This window comes from Streptomyces sp. PSU-S4-23, from assembly GCF_055632315.1.
In genome coordinates this window covers 7,144,642-7,164,944 of sequence record NZ_JBVMUU010000002.1, presented here as the reverse complement: position 1 = coordinate 7,164,944, position 20,303 = coordinate 7,144,642, and the positions used below count along the sequence as shown (strand labels likewise).

Genomic DNA, 20,303 nt, shown 5'->3' with positions numbered 1-20,303 from the left:
TACCCAACTAACAACCTACGAACCATCAAGAGGCACCAGTGACCTGATGAGGCCCGCGTGCCGGTTCCGCCGGTTCGAGGCCCGAATCCCCCGCCGACCGGCGGAACCAGGTGAGGGCAGGGGTGGTCACCGCCGTGGTGAGCAGAGCCATCAGCACGAGCATCGTGAACAGATCGGGCCCGATGACACCCAGTTGGAGGCCGATGTCGAGCACCACGAGTTCGGTCAGTCCGCGGCAGTTCATCAGCACACCGATCGACATCGCGCCGCGCCATGGCCAGCCCGCCATTCGGGCAGCGCCCGCGCTGCCGCCCCATTTGCCGAGCACCGCCACGGCGAGCACCGCCAGGAACCACAGCCAGAGGACGGGATTGCCCACGAGCAGCGCCAGATCGGTACGCAGACCGGTGCTCACGAAGAAGAGCGGGAGCAGCACCGGCATGCTGAAGGCCCGCGTCCGGGCGGCGGAGCGCTCGATCGTGCGGGAACCGCGCGGGCAGACGGCACCGAAGATGAAGGCGCCGAACAGCGCATGCACCCCGATGGCTTCGGTGGCCAGCGCCGACAGGCACAGCCCACTGAAGAGTACGACCAGTACAACGCTGTCAGAGCCCCGCTCCGCGCGCGCCGCCCACCTGGCGAGCAGCGGGCGCACCACGTACACCATCACGACCAGGAACGCGGCGGTCAGTGCGGCCGTCATGAGGGCCCCGGCCGGCGAGCCGCCGGAGGCCACCGCCACGACCGCGGCGAGCAGACACCACGCCGTCACGTCGCCCACCGCGGCGCACGTCATCGTGAGGGTTCCCACGGACGTCCGGTACAGGCCGTGGTCGGTGAGGATCCGGGCGAGCACGGGGAACGCGGTGATGCTCATCGCCAGCGCGATGAACAGCACAAAGGGCAGCATGCCCACACCCTTGGGGGCTAACGTCTTGTACATGCCAAGCGCAAGCAGCGCACCCAGGGCGAGCGGCAGTGCGATGCTCATCTGGCCGACCGCGACCGCGGTACGGCCGTGGCCGCGCATCGCGGAGAGGTTGAGTTCCAGGCCCGCCAGAAGAAGGAACGCCAGCAGGCCTATGTTGCCCAGCGTCTCGATGTACGGCAGCACCGCCTCCGGGAACAGCCAGTGCTCCGCGCTCGGCCAGATCCAGCCGAGCAGGGAGGGGCCCAGCACGATCCCGATGGCGATCTCCCCGACGACCGGTGGCTGACCGGCCCTGCGGAAGAGCCCCGCTCCCGCTCGGCAGGCCAGGATCACGGTCGGGATGGCGATCAGCAGGTCATGTAGCGGGGCAGCGGAAGACGACATCACAGCTCCTTGTAGGGACGCACATCAGGCATGGTGGGGTTTCAGCCGCCGTAGGGCCGCCGCTCCTTCGCGTCGCGCAGCGCGCGCGCCCACCACACGAGCTGGTCGAGCATGAGCTTGGCGGCGGCGTTGGCACCCTCGGGATCGACCGGGAAGCGCCCCTCGGCGCCGTAGTGGTCCAGGATCCGCGGGAAGGTGACGGTGTCCTTCATCCCGATGGAGTGGAACTCGGCGAAGATCTGCCGCAGATGTTCCACGGCGCGCACCCCGCCTGCCATGCTCAGGCCGTAGCCGACGAACCCGACCGGCTTTGCCTCCCACTCGGAGTTGAAGCTGTCGATGAGGGTCTTCAAGGGACCCGGGACGCTGCGGTTGTACTCCGGCACGATGAACACGAAAGCGTCGGCCGCGGCCAGGCGCGGGCGCAGCGCGACGGCCTCGGGCACATCCGGGTCGAGGCTGTCCGGCAGAGGTGTGCCGGCCAGGTCGACGACGTCCGTGACCAGGTCGTCGCGCTTGTCCGTCTGCCCCGCGAACCATCGCGCCACATCGGGGGCCAGCCGCCCGTCACGGGCGGATCCGACGACAACGACCACCCTGATCCGCTGGTAGGACATGGCCCGCCTACCGCTTCGCCGTGGTCGGCGCGGCGGACAAGGTCAGAGAGAGGAACTCGGTGGCGCCGACCCGGGACAGGATCCGCCGGGTGAGCGCGGGCATCCGCGTCTGCCCGTCGTCGGAGAAGACGACCGGGTTGGTCAGGTGCATACGGCGTCCGCGGGTCGTGATGTCACAGCCCCCCGCCGCCAGCACGTTCTTGACCCAGTCGGAACCGGGCCCGTACGGCAGGGTTATCACGATGTCCTCGCCGCGCCGGAACAGCTTGACCGGAGTGCTGTATTCGCGCCCGGACTTGCGTCCGCGGTGGTGGACTTTGCCGAAGCCCGGCATACGGCTCAGGACCGGGCCCACGAAGTGGTTCGCCACCGCACGGTTGAAGCGCGCCACCCGCCTGTCGATCGGCACTGATTCCCTCCTTGTCCATGATCTGGAAGCGGTAGTGCCGTAGGGCGCCGGGACCGCACGGCCCCGGCGCCCTACGGCGCATGACGGGTCGGTCAGGCGGACCTGGGCTTCCCGGCACCAGGGCCGCCCGGAGTGAGGGGCCCACCGGGCTTTCCGCCGGACGTCAGGAAGCGGTACGTCGTGAAGTTGTCGACGATCCCCCAGCGCTCCGCGATCTTCTCGCCCTCGAACCGGAACCAGATGATCGCGTTGTGCTCGACCTCCAGACCGGTCGGCGGGACACCGAGGAACGGGCCGGTGTGCCTGCCGTACATGACCCAGCGGGCGGCGGCCCGGTCGCCCTGGGAGACGAAGTCCAGAATCTCGTACTTGATGTCGCTGAAGGCGCTCTGCTGGATACGGATGGTGTGCTTGAACGCCTCCGGACCCCGCATGGAGTCGTCGTGGCTGCCGTTGTTCTTGAAATCCGCGGTCAGGTGTTTGTCCGCCACAGAGAGATCACCGTTGGTGAGCCCCTCGCGGAAGATCTCCTCAACGATTTCCTTCTGCCGCTCAGCGCTGGCCATGCCTGCCATTCCTTTCTTCTGAGGTACCGTCATGTGTTCCGTCGGTCTTTCGACCGTCGTGGCATCGACCGATGTCACGCCTGAAGGAACCGCCCCGGTGGACCACACGATCCGGAGCTTCAGGCTTCCGATGCGCCAGCCGCGCGGGGTGCGGTGTGCCACTCCGTCGAACCTGCCGCCCAACTGGAAGTAGCTCGTCGGCGCCGGGGGCCGGGGCGAACCGAAGTGAACATGGGAGGCGATCAGACTCCAGCTGATCGAAGCCCGGTCACCGTCCAGTTCGATGACCGTCCCGGAACCGTGGTGATGGGTCCGGTCCCAGCGGTCCATGATCTTCTGCGTGAAATCGGCTGCGCCTGCGATTCCCCGATGACTTCCCACAGGGAAGACCAGCGAGATGTCCTCGGTGAACAGGGACTTGGCCCAGCCATCGTCGAACGGACCCTCGTCGAGGGTGACCATGTAACGGTCGACGAGCTCGCTCAGACTGGCGCGATCGGACAGCGTGCGCACCTGCTCGGCGATCGGGTCGAGTGGGCTGTCAGAGGGCAATCCGCCTCCCTGTCCTGATGGTCGCGTCGACAGAATGAAGCACTGGGCACCACTTCCTTCGATCACGGGGCGGACTGCTGCCGGGTCCGCACAGCACTGAGTGCAGCCGAGGGGAACTCGGCTGCACTCTGGGGTCATTACGGTCGAGCGTCTCGAACCAAAAGAAGAGCGGGGCCCTTTGATGACAGCTGTTTCAGTGATGCCGCCGCTGTCCGATCGCGACCGGTGCGTCCGCCGATGCGCGGCAAAGGGGCCGCAGAAAGCGCCGATGCGTGTTGCACTCGGGCACTTTCAGGGCATGGGGGCGCCGCGAGCAGCGTGACACACACGCGTTTCTCGCGTCAACACCAGTTCGGCGTAAGCAAGTTCGATGCCAGTTCTATGCCGGTTCGACGCGACGGCCCGCCATGGCGGGCCCGGCCGGGACGCCGGGCGCCGACTGCTGGGACAGCGCGGGGAGCGGGAGCAGGTGGCGATCTCCGCACAACGACCCGCAGGCGCCCGCCCCCTCGGCGCGGGCCCGCTCGCGGTGAGGCCGTCGATCGGCGGGAGCCACTCCTCACTGATCAACGTCCCAACTAATCATTGGGCCAATAATCACCCTTGATATGCTCTATGTTGAGTCGCACCGCAGGAGAGACGAGGCAGCAGGGTGAGCGCCATAAGACCGACGGAGGTCCAGGGCCGGGCCGCACCCACGCCCGCTCCGGCAGGCGGATACTTCGGTGATCTGCTGCGCCGCGTGTTCGCGCAGTTCACCGCGGACGCGGTCGAGGGGGCCCCGCAGTCCCGCGATTACGTCCTGCTGGATGCCCTGGCGGATCAGGACGCGCGGTCGCAGAAGAACCTCGCGGAGCGCCTCGGCATCAACCGCACGGTCATGGTCCGGCTCATCGACCGGCTTGAGGACCTCGGATATGTGTCCCGGACCCGCAACCCGGCCAACCGCCGGTCGTACGTCCTGAGGCTGACCGACACCGGGCGGGCCGCACTCGACGACATGCGCGAAGCGATGTCCGAGCGGAACGCGCGGATGGCCGCCACGCTGTCGGCACACGAACGGCGGCGGCTGTACACGCTGCTCGCCAGGCTGCTGCCGGAGACGGAGCAACCCGCCACCCAGAGCATTGAGTATCTCCTCGCGCAGGCCCACCTCCACCAGCGCCGCAGCTTCGACGCCCTGCTCGGCGAACTCGGCCTGCGGGCACGGCACTTCGGTCCTCTGATCGCGATCCACATGCTGGGGCCGTGCCCACAGCAACGGCTGGCACGGCACCTGGCGATCACGGAGCCGGCCGCGGCCGAGGTGGTCGACGATCTGGTCCAGGCCGATCTGGTGGCCCGCGGGAAGGACCCACGCGACCGCCGCCGTTACGCCCTGGAACTCACCGGCTCCGGACGCGAGTTGCTGCCCGCCGTGTACGACATGGGGGAGCGCATGCAGGCGGACACCCGCGCGGCCCTCGGCGCAGGCGGAGAGGAGGAACTCCGCGCCTTGCTCTGCAAGTTGCTGTCCGCGGAGGAGTGAGACACGCCGGGCCGGGTGATGCGGTGCAGCCCGGATGCCCCTTGGGCGAACACATGCCGCCCGCACGTGTGCGCTGATCCCGGTGCCGCCCCGTCCGGCACCCGACGTACGGTCCGGCCGGGGCGTTCTCCCGGCAGCGCGGCCCCGCACCGGCTGGGGAACAGCATCCGGGCACCATCCGACAGCAGGCAGGCGCGCCGACGCCCCGCACCTCGCAGGTCAAGGCCCTCTCGGCCCGCCGCCCGGCAGTGGCATCCCCCCTGAGCGAATCGGCATACCGGCATCGCGATGTCCGCACACACCTTGCGGCGGCCTCGTCGGCGACATCCACCCGACCGGACCGACGGCGATCACCATCCGGAGCCGGGCGCCTTTTCGCCACTTCGCGTTTCGAGTGTTGACAAACCGATCGACCGGTTTTTAGTTTGGGCAACAAGTCGGATCAACCTGAACGGACACCCCTAGACAAAGCACCCCTACCAGGCGAAGGGGGACTATGGGCAAGCACGAGCGCTCCGGTCACACGCTGGAGCGCCTACTGGCATCTGCTGCCGCACAGTTCGCGACTCATGGCTTCACCAAGGCGACCCTGGCCAATGTCAGTCAGGCGGCAGGCGTGACCAAGGGCGCATTGTTCTTCCACTTCCCGACAAAGGACGAGTTGGCCGATGCCGTCCAGCTGCGGAGCCTCGAACTGCTGGAAGAGGCCGTGTCGCAACGGCGCGCGGTCGAGACGTCCTGCCTCCAGGTGATCGTCGACGTGACGCACACACTCAACCGGCTACTGCGCGAGGACCTGTTCATGCGCGCGAGCGTCCGGATCACCCGGGAGCGCGCCGACAGGCGCACGGCCCCTGACCACCGGAACTTCTACCTGCTCTGGCTCGGCCGCCTGTGGCATCTCGTGGACGAGGCAGGCAAGAACGGCGAACTCCCCGCCGCACGGACGGTGCCGACACGGACCGTGGTCACGGCTGCGGTGTCCGGGGTCGAGGCGCTCGTGTGGACGGGAACCGCCCAGTCGGAGGTCGAGACGTGGCTCAGCCACCTGTGGCAGCTGACCGACGCGGGCGCCATGGGGCAGATCAGGACGACTGCCCACTCATAGAGTGCCGTGCCGTGCCGGCGCCCCCGGTGGTCTGACCTGCATGAGGCGTACGGCCTCGGACGGACCGTCTGTAAGCGGCACCGCCGCCGGGCCGCGGAAGACGCCCGGCAGCGCCTCCTGTCCGAGGGCAGCCCCACGCACATCCCCGTGCTGTGGAGGGCTTGCGCATCCGGCCGCGGCCATCACGCCGGCTCACGGACGTACGGGCCGCCCCTCGGCCGGATCACCGGGCGCCCACTCGGCCGGATCAGTCGACGCCGACCGCCGATTCCGCCCACAGCTCACCCGAACCCCTCGGTTCGAACCGGCCGAGTCGGCGCGCCGGGATGATCGACGGCAGCAGGAACCTCCAGAGGTCGGCAATCCGGTCGTGGATGTCAGCGCGACCGGTTCGGACCTGCGAGGTGATCTGGATTCCCGTGAACGCCCCGATCAGGTGGACCGCGAGATCGGCGATGTCGACCTCCGGCTTCACATCCCCCCGCCCCTGGGCGAACGCCAGGGCCTCCCGCACCTGCTCGATCCACTGGTCGTAAGGAGCGGCGTCACCGTCTCCCGCAAGACCGTGCTCGAGAACCAGCCGTATACCGGCCCTGACCCGAACGTTCACGCACAGTTGTTCAGCCAGCCAGTGAGAGCGGTCGATGACGCTCTGCACGCCGAACCCCTCGGACCCCGACGGGGCGGTCACGGCCACGAACTGCTCCTGGACAAGGGCCTGCGCGAGGGATTCCTTGGACGGGAAGTGGAAGTACAGCGCCCCCTTGGTCACCCCGGCCTGACGCACGATGTCGGTCAAACTGGTACTGCCGAATCCCATGCTGTCGAACACGACCGCGGCGCCGTCGAGAATGGCCTGCCGCGTCGCTACGGCCCGCTCCTGTCTCACCCTCGCCATCACCGGTCTCCCTCCCCGCTCCGGGCAGCGCCGCACTGTACCCGTTCGGTATCGGTCATACACCCTCCCGGGCGACTCTACGTAGCAGATGCCCCGGCAGAAAAAAACCAGTCAGCTGGTACGCTCGGCCCTCGGGCATCACAGGCATGCGGAAACGGGCCATGTGGCGCCCTGCTCCTCCGCCTTCATTGGTTAGTGCGCCTCCTAGAGGGGGACTGGGAATGAATGCACTTCAGCCTGCGGATCAGCGGGCCGTCACTGAGAGATGCGGCAGCCCGGAGCTCTTCCAGCAGACCGTTCCCCGCGCTCTCGTCCACCGGGCCGCTGTGTCCGAGGTGCTGGTGACGGGGGTCAGATACGGTGAGTGCGGGGGCCACCGGGTCGGTGCCCAGTGGCCGCGCGGGCACAGCTATTACGGTCCTGTCGCGGGCCGCTGGCACGATCCCATGATCTTCGCGGAGACGATCCGTCAAGCCTGCGTGCTTCTCGCCCACCAGACGCTGGACGTTCCCATCGGGCACAGCTTCCTGACCCTCGCCCACTCGTTCGCGATCCTCGCGGACGGCGCGCGCATCGCCGACCAGCCCGCCCATGTGATTCTCGAAGTGTCCTTGCACAACGTCGTACGGCGCAGAGGGAACGTCTCCTCCTTCGCCTGCTCGATCGACGCCTACCGCGACGGAGAGCGCATCGGCATCGGGGACTCCGTCGCGAACTGCGTGACCCCGGCGGTCTACAAGCGGCTGCGCGCCCACCGCCTCGGCGCCGTCCCCTCCCTCGACATGCCTGCACCGGTACGGCCCGAGCTGGTGGGCAGGAACAGCGCCTCCGACGTCGTACTCAGCCGGCCTCTCGATGACGGGACCTGCATCCTGCGCTTCGACGCCTCGCATCCCATACTCTTCGACCATCCCGTGGACCACGTCCCCGGGATGGTGGTCATGGAGGCCGCGCGCCAGGCCGCGTTACTCACCATCGGCATCCCCAACGGCCTGCTCCTGGCCTGCTCGGCCGACTTCCTGCGATACATCGAGTTCGACGCCCCGTGCGTCGTGTCGCCGGCCGTTGCGGAAGAGGTCACGCCCGGTCTCCACGTCCTGACCGTCACCTTCCACCAGGCCGGGTCCCTCGTCGGCTCCTGCCGGGTGACCGTGTTCGACGGCCGGGCACAGTGAAAGGCACCGCGCCTTCGAGACATGCACGGCACCCCACCAGGGCGGGCGTGATGGTGGTGGGCGGTACGGGATTCATCGGCCGCGCCGTCGTGGAGGCGCTTCTCGACGGTCCCTCCGACGGCGTCGCGCCTCCGGTCGTCAAGGTCCTGTGCCGTCACCCGCCGCCACCCGCACGGCGGAACGGCCGAGTCCAGTACGTGATCGGCGACCTCTCCGATCCCCGTACGCTGCAAGGAGTGTGCTCCGGCCTGACCACGGTGGTGCACGCCGCCTCCTACGTGGGCGGTGAACCGCGCCACTGCCGCGAGGTCAACCACCTCGGCACACTGGCCCTGCTCAAGGAGTCCGGCCGGGCGGACGTCCGCCGCTTCATCTACATCAGTACGGCCGCGGTCTACGGTTTCGGCCCTCACCGCGGCCTGACCGAGGCGGAAGCGGTGCCGGCGCCGCAGTCGGCCGCCAGCGCGTCACGACTCGAGGCGGAACACGCGGTTCGCCGGGCCGGGGGGGTCGTCCTGCGTCCACACCTGATCTACGGCCCCGGCGACCGATGGTTCATTCCCACTGTGGCCAGGCTTCTCCACCGGGTGCCCGGGTGGCCGCGGGGGTTGTCCGCGCACAGCTCAGTCCTGCACGCCAACGACCTCGGACGAGTGGTCGCGGCGCTGGTCGACGGGAACCGGCCTCCCGCGGCGGGGCACGTCTACCATGTGGCCCACCCCCGGCCCGAATCCATGCGGGAGCTGGCATCCACCATGTGCCGGTGGCTGGGACTGCCCCAGCCGGAGGAGTCCCTCTCGGCGGCGGAGCATCGCATGCTCACCGCACAGGCTCTGCCCACGCTCTCCGCGCACCAGTACGACATGCTCACCCAGGACCACTGGTACGACACGCATCGGATCTGGCTCCATACCGAAGTGGCTTGCGGAGCGGGTTTCGAAGCCCGGTTCGCGGAGTGCTCGGGATGGTACAGACGGCATCTCGCCGGCCTCCTGGAAGCCTGAGTCGGTCTGTCCGTTTCCCGAACCGCCGTCCCGGCACCGGAAAGCAGGTGGGGCGCCCACCGGACCGGAGCACGGTCCAGAACTCACGCGGTCCTGAACGCGGGGGCGATCAGCTTGTAACCGATGCCGCGCACCGTCTGGATCCACTCCGAACTGCCCAGCTTGCTGCGCAGGGACCCCACATGGACATCGAGGGTGCGGGTGGAGCCGAACCAGTTCTCACCCCACACCCGTGACATGATGTCCCGGCGTTCCATCACCACACCGGGGTTTTCCATCAGCACGGCCAGCAGCTCGAACTCCCTTGGAGTGACGCGTACCTCCTTTTCCCGCAGGAGGACCAGGCGCGCGGCCGGATCCAGGCGCAACTCTCCGACCCGGAGCGATCCCGCCACGGCTCCCCGCGCCGGCAACAACGCCCACGCCGACGCCAGGTCGGTCGTGGACCGCTTCGAAGCGCAATGCGCGGCGAAGTGGAGCCTGCATTGCGCGCTGCGCCGCAGCACGGCTTGGATGCGGGCCATCAACTCGTACCGGCCGTGCGACTTGTATACAATGTCGTCAGCCCCCATATGCAGGGTGATGACCCGGTCCAGTTCGTCACCCTGATCGCTCAACGCGATGACGGGGACACAGGAGTTCTCTCGGATGCGTCGGCAGACCTCGTGTCCTGCGAGGTCCGGCAGGCTGAGATCCAACAACACCAGAGTCATGCCCGGCAGCTGCTGCAGGGCCGCCGCCCCGGTGCTGACCCGCTCCGTCTTGTATCCATGGCTTGTCAGAGCCCGATCGAGCTGCTGAGCCGCCTCGTCATCGTCGTCGACGATCAGAACGTTCATGGTCTAGACGCCTCTTCCCCCGCAGAGCATGTCAACGGTGTATGGCTCCCACTCGATACCGACCAACCCGTTCCCTGAACTGTTTTTCGACGATACAAGCCGGTTGACCGGTTCTCAAGCCCGTCCCGACCGGCCACTCCGCGCTTGGACCAAGCGGCACCCGGGCGACCCACTTTGCGAAACCATGAAGAAACCCTTACCCGGGTGCACGGTTTGCACAAAGTTCTGACACAACTCTGCTCTTGGCCCTGTTGAAGGTTGCGACGCCAAATGTCAACAATATCAACCGTCAGCGCGGCCACGGCTCTTGCCACAGCACGACGCCCGCCGTGACCGACGCACATCGGATACCTCTCCACACATCATGACCGGGGGCTCCATGTCGCTAGAGAAGTCCAGGCCATACGGCGGACCACCGGCCGATCGGCTCCGTCGGCCCGCGTATGGCTCAGCACCGCGCACCTGCGTCTCCTCGCGCTGTCGGCACCCGCATACCGACCCACGGCCCGGATCCGTCACGACCCCGCTGTGCCCGAGCTGTGTGGAAACACTCCGAGCCGACCTGCACAAGCTGCTCGCCGCCTACCGCGAGAGCGACCACGCGCTCGCGTCCACGGCACCCCGCCCGCGCGTGCGCGTCAGCGGCAACAGACCGGCAAAGGGCATCGTCCTCGATGAGAGGATCGTGGCCCTGCGCGCGCAGATAGCGGAGACACTGGCCTCCTGGGCGCGACTGGTCGTCGACGAAGCGCGGTCTCCAAAGCCCGACCAGTGCGAAGTGGCCTGTCTTGTGCACTTCCTCAGCCGTCACATCGACTGGCTCGCAGCACACCCGGCAGCCGCCGACTTCAACGACGAGATCAGTCGGCTGCTCGAATCGTGCAACGCCGTGCTCGGGCCCGGAGCCGTCCAGCGCACGCCCATCGGCAGCTGCCCCGAGCCCGGCTGCTCCAGCACGCTGGAGGTCGTCACCCGCACCGACTCCGGCCAGCCTCCCCGGCAGATCGTCTGCGAGTCCGGTCACGCGCTTCCACCCCGTGAGTGGCTGCGCTTCATGCATCGCCTCCCCGCCGCGATGTCCCAGAACGGCTCTCTCCCGCTCGCCGCCGAAGGAGCCCGCCCGTGAACGCCGGCGTCTCCCCCGGTAGACCGTCCAAGCCGCGCACCGTCCCCACCGAGCTGGCAGCCCTCGCCATGGGCGTCTCTCCGGCAACCATCAGGAAGTGGGCCAGCCGCGGGAAGCTGACACGTCATGGCACGCCCCACCGCGCCGAGTACGACCTCGAGGAGCTCCGCGTGCTGACGGCCGAGTGCCTCCCCTCCACGCCCGCCCCGTCTCCCCGGCAGTGAGCAGATCGGTAGGGGTGCGGACCGGCGGGCTTGCAGGCTGACTCGTCGAGACGCATCCCTGCCGTACCGATGGGCCCGGCGCGGGGCACGGTGGCTGTCTCCTCCGCGGCCGGGCCCGGCCGGCCGACGTCTCGTGGCGGGGTCCGGGGCGTCTGCACGGTGATGAGGCGCGCACGGGAGGGGGGCGGCGGCAACTCCCCGGGGCGGCATCGGCATACTGCTGGGATGGCAGGCACAACCCGGCATCTGCGCACACTCCTGGCGGCATCGCTGTCCGTGGCACTCGCCGTCCTGGCCTCGGGCTGCGCGAACAGTCCCGCCTCCCACCGAGCCGCTGCTCCCGCGTCCACCGGCGGTCCGGGCACTCCGGGGCGGGCCCATGTCGAAGTCGCCGACGTCGACCTGACGATCACGGATGCCGTCGCCCACCTCGATCGTGCGGGTGACGGCTCACTCAGCATGAGCGTGCGCAACGAGGACGGCGTCCCCGAACACCTCGGCATGGTCGCGACCCCCGACGGCGGACGGGGGGTGCTGGCCGGGGGAAGGTCCGCCGAGGGCAACGGCTCGCTGTCCACCGCCGGCATCCTGCTGCTGAGCGGCACCACCGTCACCTTCGGCGGCAGCGGTCCGCGCGTCCTGCTGCGCCACGTGCGGGGCGTCAGCGCCGGGCACACGCTGCCGGTGGCCCTGCAGTTCGGTGTGGCCGGACTGGTCCGGCTCCAGGCGCGCGTCACGTCGTCCTGAACGCCGCGGCGGTCCCTTCGCCGGCTGCCGCGTCACCTCGGGAGACGGGGCCGGAGACGGGGCCGGAGACGACGCCGGCGCACCGCCCGTCCCCTGCCGGGCCGGGCGGGTGCGACGGCACCGGGAACACTCCCGGTGCCGTCGGCGCAGGGGCGGTCGCCGCCGGCCGGCCAGGAGCCGGGGCAGGGCCGCTCCCGGGGTGTCACCAGCCGGTGGGCAGCGCGAAGACCGGTACGACCGAGAGCTGGTAGAGATAGCCGCCGTTCTCCATGCCGGTCAGCACGATGTTGTACGCGTAGTAGATGACCTTGATGGTGTTGTCCTGCGAGATCTCGGTGACGTAGACGATGCGGTCGGCCATGGTCCCGATCTCGCTCTCGGTCCACAGGATCCTGTTGGCCATGGTGCCGATCGCGTCCTCGGTGTAGAGGACTCCGTTGAGGGACTGCTCGTAGGCGGAAGCGGCCTGGTCGCCCACGTAGACCACGACGTCGGACGTACTCGTCGCCGCGGCGGCCTGCGGAGCGTTGGCGCCGATGGTCACGGCGAGAAGGCTCGTGAGCAGAACGATCGGCAGGAGGACCCTCTTGAGCATGGGTGTCATCGCCTGAAGCATGGCATTTCCTTCGTTCGGTTACGGGACGCGGACGGATCACCGGGTCCGCGACGCATACCCCCGGGGGTATTGAGGGGTGACGCCAATGTATACCCCCCGGGGTATATGACCCCAGCCGCTCGGTGCACTGTGAGGACGTGATTCGGGCCACTGGCAAAGCCGCCGTGCGCGAGCGCGTCCCGGTGGTCACGGCACCGGAACGCCCGCCGGAGTGCGCTGATCGCGGGATGCACCGGCCCGGTGGCGAACAGTCACCGGCGGGCCAGCGGATTGGGCAGCGGCAGATAGCGCGCGTCGGCACCGTCCGCGCCCGTCCAGCGCAGCAGGAGGTTCGTCTTGCCGGGCAGGGTGGGCGAGGCCAGCAGGGCGGGGATCTCGGGGACGGGGTGGCGGGCCAGTTCCGCGCGGGCGGCCGGCCAGGGGTTCCAGCCGGGGTGGCGCTCCGCCAGCAGGGCGGCCACTTCCGTGAGGTTGTTGACGACCAGGCAGTACACCAGCCGCTCCCAGCCCGCCGGGCGGGACACGTCCGTCAGCAGCTTCACGCCCTCCGCGTCCCTGAACAGCGCCTGGACGGGCAGCCCGGCGGCGTCCACCGCGACCAGCGTGTTCTGCAGGTGGGCCTCCAGGACGACGCCGTGCCGCTCGAACGCCTCAAGGGCCGGCGGGACGAGCTGGCGCAGATACGCCGTCCACCAGGGGTCCGGGTCGGTGAGCGTGTCGAGGGGGCTGCCCTCGAAGCCCTCCACCAGGGCGGCGGCCAGCAGCGGGGTGGTGCCGGGCAAAAGGTGCCCGCGCACTCCGTCGCGTACCAGGACGGCCAGTTCCTCGAAGGCGAAGCCGGCCGTGCGGTAGCCGCGGTCGCTCAGCCAGGCCGCCGGGCCCGGCAGCGCCGCGAACGCGGACACCGCGGCCGTGTCCGTGCGGCGCAGCGCCAGCAGGTCGTGACGCCACAGCCGGCGGATGTCGTTGGTGATCCGCACATCGAGGCTGAACTTGAGGAACAGGTCGCCGTCGGGGGCGTACACCGTGCGGATCGCCGCCGTGGGCCGGACGGGCCACGGGGTGTCGCCGAGCCGCACCAGGCGCCCGTCCTGGAACGCCTCGCGGATGGGGGGCCGGGAGCCGACCAGGGCGAGCTGCCAGGGGTGTACGGGCAGCAGCCGGTAACCGGGCGGAGCCGTGCCGAGCGCGTCCAGCGCCGCGGTGTCGCCCTCCTCCAGGACCGCGTCCGCGCGCACTCCCAGCAGGGCCAGCGGGAAGCGGGCGTACGCCTCGGGCGCGTACGGCAGCCAGCCGGCGGCCGGGCCGCCGCCGCGCGCCTTGGGCGCGGGGTGGCAGGGGTGCCCGGTGACGAGGGACTGCTCCGAGCGCAGATAGGGGTCGTCGGGCGCCGTCGCGCGGGCGCGTGCGGCCAGGATCGCGGCCACCGCGTCCCGGCTGTCGAGCATCTCGCCGGGCAGTTCGAGGTTGGACACCCCGGTGGCGCGGCGCAGTTCCTCGGCGGTGAGCTTGACCAGTTCGGCGTGGCTGAGCGGGTGCCAGGCGCCGCCGGCGAACACCTCGGGGTCGCGGGGCCGGCGGCCGCCGCGCACGCGCAGCAGCCGGCCGCCGGCCCGCAGGCGGTGCACGCCCTGCTCGCCGGCCGGTTCCGCGGCCTCCCGCAGCAGGCAGTTGAGCAGCGGTGCCGCCGCATGGGCGTCGGCGCGCTCGCAGACGCCGTCCGGGGACATGGGCTCCATGGGATCCATTCGTTCCGTACGGTGCACTCGCGATCAGTATGTCCACTGTGGTTCCCCCACCACGCCGCGCCACCCCGTCGCAAGGAGTCCGACCGTGCACCTTCCCCCTTCCGCGGAGGCGGCCGTCGCCGGTGAACTGGCCGTCGTGCGGCCCGATCTGGCGGGGGCCTACGAGGCCGCGCTGCCCGGCGCCCGGGCCGCCGTCCTGTCGCGCCTGTGGCGGGGGCTGGCCCATGAACCGCTGCCGTGGGTCGCGCGCCGGGAGCCGGCGCGCGGCGCGCTCACCGTCCGCCTGGCCGACGGGCGCCTGCTGCACGGCCCGCCCGCGGACCCGTACACGACCGCCGCGCACGTCACCGAGGTGCTGCTCGACGGCCGGGCCCACCACCGTCCTGCCGCGCTGATGGCCGCCCTCGGGGTCCCGCACGGTGACGCGTTCGCCGCGGAACTCGACCACGGCACCGCCTCGTTGGCGCTGTCCCGGGCGGGCCGGCCGGTGGCCGCGCCGCAACCGGCGGCGAGCTGGGAGTGGGAGCAGCGGGTCGTGGACGGGCACCCGTTCCACCCCAACTGCCGCTCCCGGCCCGGTTTCTCGGTGGCCGAGCAGCTCGCGTACGGACCGGAGCACCGGCCGCTGGTGCGTCTCGGTCTGGTCGCCGTGGACGACTGTCTGGTGCGGGGCGAGTGGCCGGCGTGGCTGTGGGACGGCGCGCGCCCGCTGATCCCGGTCCACCCCTGGCAGACGGCGCACGTGCTCGCCGTGCCGTCCCAGGACGGCCCTGTGGCCCGTCCGCTGATGTCCCTGCGGACGCTGGCCCTGCCCGAGGGCGGGCCGCATGTGAAGACCGCGGTCAGCGCCCGGCTGACGTCCTCCGTGCGGGACATCTCGGTCGGCTCGGTCCAGACGTCGGCCGTGCTGTCCGGCTTCCTCACCTCGATCGCCGCGCGCACCGGCGGTCTGCTGCACATCACCCGCACCCTGGGGGCGGTCAGCGCCCGCACCCCCGATCTCGCCGCGGTGCTGCGGGAGCCGCCCGACGTGTACGCGTCCGCCGCGGCCGGCGAGCGGGTCGTCCCGGTGGCCGCCCTGCCGCTCACCGGTCTGCCCGCGTCCGCCTCCTGGCTCGGCTCCCTCGCGCGTCTCGCCCTCGCCACCGGCCTGCGGCTGCTGGATCTGGGTGTGGCGCTGGAGGCGCACGGTCAGAACCTCCTGGTGGTGCTCTCGTCGTCGGGGGAGCCGCTGCGGCTGGTCTACCGCGACCTCGCGGACATCCGGGTGAGCCCGGCCCGGCTGGCCCGGCACGGCATCAAGGCCCCGGACGTGGCGGGCCGGATGGTCACGGACGACGAGAGGACCCTGCGCCGCAAGCTGTTCGGCTCGCTGGTGGCGGGTGCGCTGGCCTCGGCGGCGGGTTCGGGACCGGCGCTGCGGGCGGCCCTGGAGACCGCCGTACGGGATCTGCCCCGCACCCCGGATGTCCTGGCGCTGTGTGAAGAGCCCCTGCCCGCCAAGGCGTTGACGCTGATGCGGCTGTCCCCCGGGCGGCCCGGCGATCTGTGGGCGGGGCTGCCCAACCCGCTCGATCGCGCGTTCGCCCGCTGTGAGCCATGAGATCGTTTTGAAGCACACCCGCTCCGGTCAATAAGATCCGCCGATGATCACAAGAAAACGGCTGGCGGCGGGCGTCTGCGCCCTGATCGCCGCCCTGACGGCGGGGATCGCGGTCCCGGCCGGCGCCGTCGCCGACGAGACGACAGCCCAGGACGCCCCCAAGGTGGATCTCGTCCTCGACGTCAGCGGTTCGATGCGGGCGCGGGACATAGACGGCGGCTCCCGGATGGCCGCGGCGAAGCAGGCGTTCAACGAGGTACTGGACGCGACGCCGGAGGAGGTCCAGCTCGGCATCCGGACGCTGGGCGCCAACTACCCGGGCAACGACCGCAAGACGGGCTGCAAGGACACCGCGCAGCTCTACCCGGTGGGACCGCTGAACCGGACCGAGGCCAAGACGGCCGTGGCGACGCTCCAGCCCACCGGCTGGACGCCGATCGGCCCCGCCCTGCTGAAGGCGGCGGACGACCTCGACGGCGGCAACGGATCGCGCCGCATCGTCCTCATCAGCGACGGCGAGGACACCTGCGCGCCGCTGGACCCCTGCGAGGTGGCCCGGGAGATCGCGGCCAAGGGGATCGGGCTGACCATCGACACGCTGGGCCTCGTACCGAACGCCAAGCTGAGCAGGCAGCTGAGCTGCATCGCCGAGGCGACCGGCGGGACCTACACATCGGTGCAGCACAAGGAGCAACTGTCCGACAAGGTCAACCAGTTGGTGGACCGCACAGCGGACAAGACGGTCACGCCGGTCGCCGTGGACGGCACCGACCGGTGTGCGACGGCGCCGGCGCTGAAGTCGGGTCTCTACACGGACCGCGAGGAGTTCGGACAGCACCGCTTCTATCGCGTCGACGTGCGACCGGGCCAGGAACTGCGGGCCTCGGTGAGCGTCTCCGACGACCGGCAGGTGGCCCGGGACTACGGGGTGACGCTGCGGGCGGTCACCGTGCACGGGCGTGAGATCGTGCGCGGCGAGGCGACCGGCTCGGGCCGCACGGACGTCCTGTCGACGGGCCTGCGCTATCCGAAGGCGCAGAGCGACGACGAGAACGCGCCCGCCGAGACGGTGTGCCTGCAGGTCGCCAACTCCTTCTCCCCGGCGGCCGGTGTGAAGGCCACGCCGGGGCTGCCCCTGGAGCTGACGGTCGACGTCGTCGACGGCCCCGACCCGGCGGGCGACGTGGCGTCCTTCGGCCTCGGGCGCGGCTGGTGGCTGCTCGGCGCCCTCGTGGTGGCCGGGTTCCTCGCGGGTCTGCTGTGGGGCTGGGTGTCACGCTGGCGGGTCGCGGTCTGGAGGACCAACTGATGCGTATCGCACGAGTACTGATCGCCGCGGCCGCGCTGCTGGGCGCCGCCGTGTCCCCGGCCGCCGCCGTGTCCCCGGCCGCCGCCGACTCCTCGCCCTCCGCGAGCCCGTCCGGCGACAGCGCCGCGCCCACCTCGGCGGGTACGTCGTTCCGCACGGCGGTGGAGATCCAGCAGGGCCAGCAGGCCACGGCGAGCGCCTCGACGGGTGACTACCTGTACTGGTCGTTCCCCGCGGACGCGGGGCAGCGGCCCACCGTCAAGGCGACCGTGAAGCTGCCGTCGTCGTCCCGGAGCGGGACGCAGACATGGCAGCTCGACGTCTACGACGGGCTGCGCCGCCGCCAGGCGTGCCAGTACGGGGCGCAGACACGGACGGCCGCCCAGGACGCCGCCGCCGTGGACCTGTCCTGCACGCTGCGGACGGTCCGCGCCTGGTCGGAGCCATGGGCGAACGATCCGCTGCCGGGCACCTACTACATCCGGCTGACCGCCGTGGGCCTGGGCGCGGCCGACCTCGGAACGCCGGTGAACGCCGAGGTCGTGGTGGACTCCAAGGACATCGGCGGCTCGGCGGCGGTGGACGGTTCGCTGGCGCAGCCGCTGGTGCCGGGGATCGCCGTCTCGCAGGAGTCCGCCGACTCGGAGGCGGCCACGCTGTCGTCGCTCGCACCGGGCGACGGCTGGGCCTCCGGCTGGTGGTCCGACCGATGGGTGTGGACCGCGATCGGCGGCGTCCTCGCCGCGCTGGCGGGCATCGGCGGGTACGCGCTGACCCGCGGCACGGGCCGGCCGTCGCGGGTGCCGCCGGGCGTCTGACCCGGAAGACGGCAAGGCCAAGGCCCGCCGCGCCCCCTCCGGCGCGGCGGGCCCCTCCCCCCGGACCGCCGGTTGGCACAAGGACAGCGCATGGGATCCGGCGCACAGGTTCGCGGCGCCGGGCGGTCCACCGCAATCATTTCGAACCTGATGGAAACGTCCCGCGCGGCGGTCAGTCCCCGCGCAGCACCTTGGCGAGCGTGCCGTCCCCCGTCACCTCGACGCGTCCGTCCCGTACGGCCTGAGGGAACGTCAAGGAGCCCCGGCCCAGGGCGGTACAGGTCTCCGCGTCGAGGGTCAACCGGGCGTCGGGCTCCCCGGGCGCGGGTCCGTCGCCGTACACGGGGCCGTCCTCGGTGCCGAGCCACAGGTGGAACGCCCCCTCGTCGAGCCGGACGTCGACCAGGCCCTCCCCCTCCAGCGAGCGCAGCAGCGGCAGCGCGAACCAGTGCGCGCGCACCGCGTCCGTCGGCCGGCGCTCCGCCAGCTCGGGCGCGCCCCACGCGTCGAGCGCCTGCAGCACGGGCAGCAACTCCCTTCCGCGGCCCGTCAGTTCGTATACGTACGCGGCCCCCGGCGGCGGCAGCCGGCGCCGCGTGGTCAGCCCGTCGCGCTCCATGTCCTTCAGCCGGGAGGCCAGGACGTCCGTGCTCACGCCCGGCAGGTCCGCGTGCAGGTCGGTGTAGCGGCGCGGCCCGGCGAGCAGCTCGCGGACGATCAGGAGGGTCCAGCGGTCGCCGACGGCGTCGAGGGCCCGGGCCGTGGAGCAGTACTGGTCGTAGCTTCGACGAGGTGACATGCGACGCAGTCTAGACATGTCATTGGACTTTCCAAGCTGCCACTTGGTAAAACCAAGCAACAGCGGATAGCGGAGGGGAAGCGGCGCATGGAGTTCCGGCAGTCGAGCAAGCTCAGCGAGGTCTGTTACGAGATCCGCGGCCCGGTCATCGAGCACGCCAACGCGCTGGAGGAGGCCGGCCACAGCGTGCTGCGCCTGAACACCGGCAACCCCGCGCTCTTCGGCTTCGAGGCGCCGGAGGAGATCCTCCAGGACATGATCCGGATGCTGCCGCAGGCGCACGGGTACACGGACTCGCGCGGCATACTCTCCGCCCGCCGCGCCGTGGCCCAGCGCTACCAGGCCCGGGGCCTGGACGTCGGCGTCGACGACGTCTTCCTCGGCAACGGGGTCTCGGAGCTGGTGTCGATGGCCGTCCAGGCGCTCGTCGAGGACGGCGACGAGATCCTCATCCCCGCACCGGACTTCCCCCTCTGGACGGCCGTGACGACCCTCGCCGGCGGCAAGGCGGTCCACTACCTGTGCGACGAGCAGTCCGACTGGTACCCCGACCTGGACGACATGGCGTCGAAGATCACGGACCGCACCAGGGCCGTCGTGATCATCAACCCCAACAACCCCACGGGCGCCGTCTATCCGAAGGAGATCGTCGAGGGCATCCTCGACCTCGCCCGCCGGCACGGCCTGATGGTGTTCGCGGACGAGATCTACGACCAGATCCTGTACGACGGCGCGGTGCACCACTCGGCCGCCGCCCTCGCCCCCGACCTGGTGGTCCTCACCTTCTGCGGCCTGTCGAAGACGTACCGTGTGGCGGGCTTCCGCTCCGGCTGGCTGGTCGTGACGGGCCCCAGGCAGCACGCGCGCGACTACCTGGAGGGCCTGACGATGCTGGCCTCCATGCGGCTGTGCGCCAACGCCCCCGCCCAGTACGCCATCCAGGCCGCGCTCGGCGGCCGCCAGTCCATCGCCGAACTGACCGCGCCGGGCGGCCGGCTGCACGAACAGCGCGACCGCGCCTGGGAGAAGCTCAACGAGATCCCCGGCGTGACGTGCGTGAAACCGAAGGGCGCGCTGTACGCGTTCCCCCGCCTCGACCCGGCCGTGCACAGGATCCACGACGACGAGAAGTTCGTCCTGGACCTGCTGCTGCGCGAGAAGATCCAGGTGGTCCAGGGCACGGGCTTCAACTGGCCCCGCCCCGACCACTTCCGCATCCTCACCCTGCCGCACGCGGACGTCCTGGAGACGGCGATCGGCCGGATCGGGCGGTTCCTGAACGGGTACCGCCATTGACGCCCT

At 70.5% G+C, this 20,303-nt stretch carries 19 protein-coding genes; 10 read left to right on the top strand and 9 right to left on the bottom strand.

Annotated elements, in window-relative coordinates; genetic code table 11:
- Positions 1–25: 25 nt before the first annotated feature.
- The 4 genes from ACZ79I_RS32480 to ACZ79I_RS32465 form a co-directional block, all read right to left on the bottom strand.
- A complete protein-coding gene (locus ACZ79I_RS32480; RefSeq protein WP_471502156.1) occupies positions 26–1,315 on the bottom strand; it encodes a cation:proton antiporter in 1,290 nt (429 codons plus the stop codon).
- Between the two features lie 41 nt (positions 1,316–1,356).
- Positions 1,357–1,932, bottom strand: coding sequence for an NADPH-dependent FMN reductase (locus tag ACZ79I_RS32475; RefSeq protein WP_471502154.1), 576 nt, complete (start codon positions 1,930–1,932; stop codon positions 1,357–1,359).
- 7 nt (positions 1,933–1,939) lie between these two features.
- Complete coding sequence (locus ACZ79I_RS32470) at positions 1,940–2,341, bottom strand: nitroreductase family deazaflavin-dependent oxidoreductase (RefSeq protein ID WP_471502152.1); 402 nt, start codon at positions 2,339–2,341, stop codon at positions 1,940–1,942.
- Positions 2,342–2,433: 92 nt separating this feature from the next.
- Positions 2,434–3,459 carry an ester cyclase gene (locus ACZ79I_RS32465; protein WP_471502150.1) on the bottom strand — a complete coding sequence of 342 codons (1,026 nt, stop codon included), beginning with the start codon at positions 3,457–3,459 and terminating at the stop codon, positions 2,434–2,436.
- Positions 3,460–4,111: 652 nt separating this feature from the next.
- On the opposite strand from ACZ79I_RS32465, the gene ACZ79I_RS32460 reads away from it, so the two are divergent.
- Positions 4,112–4,987 carry a MarR family winged helix-turn-helix transcriptional regulator gene (locus ACZ79I_RS32460; RefSeq protein ID WP_471502148.1) on the top strand — a complete coding sequence of 292 codons (876 nt, stop codon included), beginning with the start codon at positions 4,112–4,114 and terminating at the stop codon, positions 4,985–4,987.
- A 496-nt stretch (positions 4,988–5,483) separates the two neighbouring features.
- Positions 5,484–6,095 (top strand): ScbR family autoregulator-binding transcription factor, encoded by a 612-nt coding sequence (locus ACZ79I_RS32455; protein WP_471502146.1) that lies wholly within the window; start codon positions 5,484–5,486, stop codon positions 6,093–6,095.
- 247 nt (positions 6,096–6,342) lie between these two features.
- Here ACZ79I_RS32455 and ACZ79I_RS32450 read toward each other — a convergent pair whose 3' ends face one another.
- Positions 6,343–6,993 carry a ScbR family autoregulator-binding transcription factor gene (locus tag ACZ79I_RS32450; RefSeq protein ID WP_471505338.1) on the bottom strand — a complete coding sequence of 217 codons (651 nt, stop codon included), beginning with the start codon at positions 6,991–6,993 and terminating at the stop codon, positions 6,343–6,345.
- Between the two features lie 161 nt (positions 6,994–7,154).
- Here ACZ79I_RS32450 and ACZ79I_RS32445 point away from each other — a divergent pair, with 161 nt between their 5' ends.
- Entirely contained in the window at positions 7,155–8,168 is a 1,014-nt protein-coding gene (locus ACZ79I_RS32445) for a ScbA/BarX family gamma-butyrolactone biosynthesis protein (protein ID WP_471502144.1), read from the top strand.
- 50 nt (positions 8,169–8,218) lie between these two features.
- On the top strand, positions 8,219–9,172 hold the full coding sequence (locus tag ACZ79I_RS32440; RefSeq protein WP_471502142.1) for an NAD-dependent epimerase/dehydratase family protein: 954 nt from the start codon (positions 8,219–8,221) through the stop codon (positions 9,170–9,172).
- An 83-nt stretch (positions 9,173–9,255) separates the two neighbouring features.
- On the opposite strand, the gene ACZ79I_RS32435 is transcribed toward ACZ79I_RS32440, so the two are convergent.
- Positions 9,256–10,011 carry a response regulator transcription factor gene (locus ACZ79I_RS32435; protein ID WP_471502140.1) on the bottom strand — a complete coding sequence of 252 codons (756 nt, stop codon included), beginning with the start codon at positions 10,009–10,011 and terminating at the stop codon, positions 9,256–9,258.
- 541 nt (positions 10,012–10,552) lie between these two features.
- Here ACZ79I_RS32435 and ACZ79I_RS32430 point away from each other — a divergent pair.
- Positions 10,553–11,137: a hypothetical protein gene (locus tag ACZ79I_RS32430; protein WP_471502139.1), complete on the top strand. Its 585-nt coding sequence runs from the start codon at positions 10,553–10,555 to the stop codon at positions 11,135–11,137.
- Positions 11,138–11,586: 449 nt separating this feature from the next.
- Positions 11,587–12,108, top strand: a complete 522-nt coding sequence (locus tag ACZ79I_RS32425) for a hypothetical protein (protein WP_471502137.1) — start codon at positions 11,587–11,589, stop codon at positions 12,106–12,108.
- Positions 12,109–12,310: 202 nt separating this feature from the next.
- Here the strand turns inward: ACZ79I_RS32425 and ACZ79I_RS32420 are convergent, their stop codons facing one another.
- Together ACZ79I_RS32420 and ACZ79I_RS32415 are read right to left on the bottom strand one after the other, a co-directional pair.
- Positions 12,311–12,724, bottom strand: a complete 414-nt coding sequence (locus ACZ79I_RS32420) for a hypothetical protein (RefSeq protein WP_471502135.1) — start codon at positions 12,722–12,724, stop codon at positions 12,311–12,313.
- A gap of 251 nt (positions 12,725–12,975) precedes the next feature.
- Positions 12,976–14,463, bottom strand: a complete 1,488-nt coding sequence (locus tag ACZ79I_RS32415) for an IucA/IucC family protein (RefSeq protein ID WP_471502133.1) — start codon at positions 14,461–14,463, stop codon at positions 12,976–12,978.
- Between the two features lie 94 nt (positions 14,464–14,557).
- On the opposite strand from ACZ79I_RS32415, the gene ACZ79I_RS32410 reads away from it, so the two are divergent.
- From ACZ79I_RS32410 to ACZ79I_RS32400, 3 genes are read left to right on the top strand one after another with little or no spacing between them, the layout of a single operon-like run.
- Positions 14,558–16,075 (top strand): IucA/IucC family protein, encoded by a 1,518-nt coding sequence (locus tag ACZ79I_RS32410; protein WP_471502131.1) that lies wholly within the window; start codon positions 14,558–14,560, stop codon positions 16,073–16,075.
- Between the two features lie 43 nt (positions 16,076–16,118).
- Positions 16,119–17,384, top strand: a complete 1,266-nt coding sequence (locus ACZ79I_RS32405) for a VWA domain-containing protein (protein WP_471502129.1) — start codon at positions 16,119–16,121, stop codon at positions 17,382–17,384.
- On the top strand, positions 17,384–18,202 hold the full coding sequence (locus tag ACZ79I_RS32400; protein WP_471502127.1) for a hypothetical protein: 819 nt from the start codon (positions 17,384–17,386) through the stop codon (positions 18,200–18,202). Before ACZ79I_RS32405 ends, ACZ79I_RS32400 begins: the two co-directional genes overlap by 1 nt.
- A gap of 172 nt (positions 18,203–18,374) precedes the next feature.
- Here the strand turns inward: ACZ79I_RS32400 and ACZ79I_RS32395 are convergent, their stop codons facing one another.
- The gene (locus ACZ79I_RS32395) at positions 18,375–19,001 is read right to left on the bottom strand and encodes a winged helix-turn-helix transcriptional regulator (protein ID WP_471502125.1); all 627 of its coding nucleotides are present in this window, start codon (positions 18,999–19,001) and stop codon (positions 18,375–18,377) included.
- Positions 19,002–19,088: 87 nt separating this feature from the next.
- On the opposite strand from ACZ79I_RS32395, the gene ACZ79I_RS32390 reads away from it, so the two are divergent.
- Positions 19,089–20,297 carry a pyridoxal phosphate-dependent aminotransferase gene (locus ACZ79I_RS32390; protein ID WP_471502123.1) on the top strand — a complete coding sequence of 403 codons (1,209 nt, stop codon included), beginning with the start codon at positions 19,089–19,091 and terminating at the stop codon, positions 20,295–20,297.
- Positions 20,298–20,303: the final 6 nt, after the last annotated feature.